Here is a 2,700-nt window from a genome sequence, read left to right as displayed (position 1 = left end):
CCCCCGGCCCCACCACCAGCGCGGGCCGTGCGGAACCGTCGAGCCGCGCGGCGAGTTCGGCGAGTGCGGCCGGGTCCGCGGTGAAGCCGCCGTGCACGGTACGCGGCGCGACCAGGTCACAGGGCGCGTCCCAGTCGTCCTCCGGCACGGACAGGAAGACCGGCCCGCGCGGATGGGTCATCGCCACCCGGTGTGCCTCGGCGAGTGCGGCCGGCACGTCCTCGGCACGCTCCGGCTGACGGCTCCACTTGACGTACGGGCGGGGGAACTCGGCGGGTTCGTCCGCGCCGAGGAACGGGTGCAGCGGCAGCAGCGAACGGGACTGCTGGCCCGCGACGATCACCACGGGCACCCGGTCGCGGTAGGCGTTGAAGACGGCGCCGAGGCTGTGCCCGACCCCACCCGCCGAGTGCAGGCTGACCAGCGCGGCGCGCCCCGTGCCGAGCGCGTGCCCGGCGGCCATGCCCACGGCCACGGACTCCTGCAGCCCGAGGACGTAGCGGAAGTGGGCGGGCCAGTCGCGGAGCATGCGGAGCTCCGTGGAGCCGGGGTTGCCGAAGACCGTCGTCATGCCGGTGCGGCGGCACAGTTCGAACACGGCGTCCCGCACGGTCGTCACGGGGATCATGAGATCAACTCCTTGGTGCGGGCCGGTGGTTGGGGCAAGGGGTGCGGGCGGGTGTCAGGTCGCGCGGGCGCCGGTGTGCCAGCCGAGCAGCCGCCGCTCGACGCCGAGCAGGGCCGCGTTGAACAGGTAGCCGAGGGCGCCGAGGAGCACGATCACCGCCCAGACGGTGAGCAGGTCGGAGCGGCTCTGGGCGTCGGTGAGCTGGAAGCCGAGACCGTTCGCGGTGCCCGGAAGGAGCTCGGAGAACACCATCAGGATCAGCGACAGGGAGAGGGAGAGCCGCAACCCCGCGAAGATCTTCGGCAAGGCGGCGGGCAGCAGGAGCAGCCGTACCCGCTGCGGACCGGTGAGGCCGTACACCCGGGCCGTCTCCAGCTGTACCGGGTCCACGGCGCGGGCCCCCTCGACGGTGTTGATGAGTACCGGCCACACCGCACTGAACACGATCGACGTCAGCTGCATCTGCGTACCGAAGTCCAGGAACACCACGAACACCGGTACGAGCGCGGGCGGCGGCACCGCGCGGGCGAACTGGAGCACCGGGTCGAGCACGGCGTGCGCGTACGCGGAGCGGCCGAGCGCCAGGCCGAGGGCGATGCCGAGGGCGGCGGCGAGCAGGAAGCCGGCGGTCATCCTGGCCACGCTCGGCAGGATGTGGTCGAACGCCGTCTGCGAGAGGAAGACCTGCGACACCGGCCCGTCGAACCACAGTCCGCGCATGTGGCCGGCGATGGTCGTGGGCGGCGGGAAGAACACGCTGCCGTACGCCGCGGCGGCGAACTGCCAGCCGAGCACGGCCAGGGCGAGCACACCCCAGCGGTACAGATGCGTCACCGGCTCACCACCCCTGCCTGCCCTGCCTGCCCTGGCTGTGCAACCTGCCCTGGCTGTGCGGCCTGTCCCGCCCGCCGGGAACGCCGCGCGCACCGCCCCCGCCCAGTACCGTCGGCACTGGCACTGGCACTGTCACTGTCATCGGCCGTTGCCGGGGCTGATCAGTTCGGCGGGGTCGACCGGCTGCTTCAGGAGCTTCTCGCGCACCATCAGGTCGATCAGCTCGCGCAGCCGCTTCGGGTCGGACGTGGCCGGGAACTCGGGCAGGGTCAGGGCGCGGGCCTGCTCGGGCGTGATGCGGGCGTACCCCGGCAGCACCTGGTCGACGGCGCTCCGGTCCCGCTCGGCGAGGGCCTGCGCCTTGCGGACGGCTCGCTGGAAGGCGGCGGCGGTGCGCGGGTTCCGCTCGGCGAACTTCTCCGTGGTGACGTACCCGCTGATCGGCAGCCCCTCCACCGGACCCGCGCCGCCCTCGGCGACCACGCGCGCGCCGAGCTTCTTCTTCAGGTCGGACAGGAACGGCTCGGCCACATGCGCGGCGTCCACCTGCTTCTCCTCCAGCGCGACGCCCATCTGCGGGAACGGGATCTGGCGGTACTCGACCGGCCCGGCGCCCCGGTCCGCGAGTACCGCGTCGAAGGTGAGGGACTGGATGTTGTTGAGGATGTTCACCGCGACCGACTTGCCCTTGAGGTCGGCGGCGGACCTGACGGGGGAGTCCTTCGGTACGACGACGTCCATCATGCCGGGCGCGAGGGTGGCGCCCTCGGCGAGGAAGCGGGGCTTGAGGGTGCCCTTCTCGCGGGCCTGGAGGAACGTCACGTAGTTGGCCCCGGCGATGATGTCGAGCTGGCCGTTGGCGAGCGCGGGCAGCGCCTGTACCGACTGCTGCACGGGCTTGATCCGTACGGTCAGGCCCTCCTGCTCGAAGAACTTCCGCTGCACGGCGAGGTGCAGGGGCGCCACGTCCACCAGCGGGAGCGAGGCGACGGTGACGGTGGTTCGCTCCAGGTCACCCGCCTTGCCGCCGGCCCCGGAGCCGCCCGCTCCGTCGTCCCCGGCGCCGGAGCACGCCGCCGCGGTCAGCGCCAGCACCGCCACGAGTGCCGTCAACTTCCCCCGTGCCGAACCCAGTTGAGCCTGCATGCTCGGGGAGGCTAGTTGCTCGGTGAACCAGGTGCCAGGGGCGGATTTCGGCCTAGCGTGTCGCGCGACGCGGGTGGCGCCGACCGCCACAC

Annotated in this window: 3 protein-coding genes; all 3 read right to left on the bottom strand. The window is 72.5% G+C overall.

Annotation, left to right across the window (positions count from 1 at the left end; all coding sequences use genetic code 11):
• The coding region (locus GUY60_RS36635; RefSeq protein WP_246236119.1) for a thiamine pyrophosphate-binding protein at nucleotides 1-628 on the bottom strand (628 nt) is incomplete at its 3' end.
• Nucleotides 629-682: 54 nt separating this feature from the next.
• Nucleotides 683-1,462, bottom strand: coding sequence for an ABC transporter permease (locus GUY60_RS36630; protein ID WP_312866566.1), 780 nt, complete (start codon nucleotides 1,460-1,462; stop codon nucleotides 683-685).
• Between the two features lie 138 nt (nucleotides 1,463-1,600).
• Entirely contained in the window at nucleotides 1,601-2,608 is a 1,008-nt protein-coding gene (locus GUY60_RS36625) for an ABC transporter substrate-binding protein (protein WP_161705821.1), read from the bottom strand.
• Between the last annotated feature and the right edge of the window lie 92 nt (nucleotides 2,609-2,700).

Source organism: Streptomyces boluensis (genome assembly GCF_009908195.1).
Lineage (GTDB): Bacteria > Actinomycetota > Actinomycetes > Streptomycetales > Streptomycetaceae > Streptomyces > Streptomyces boluensis.
Note: the sequence above shows the minus strand (reverse complement) of the source record. Positions and strands in the feature narration are given on the sequence as shown.

Excerpts from the sequence above, each read along its gene's own strand:
- GUY60_RS36625 (WP_161705821.1), bottom strand. The coding sequence starts at position 2,608 with ATGCAGGCTCAACTGGGTTCGGCACGGGGGAAGTTGACGGCACTCGTG.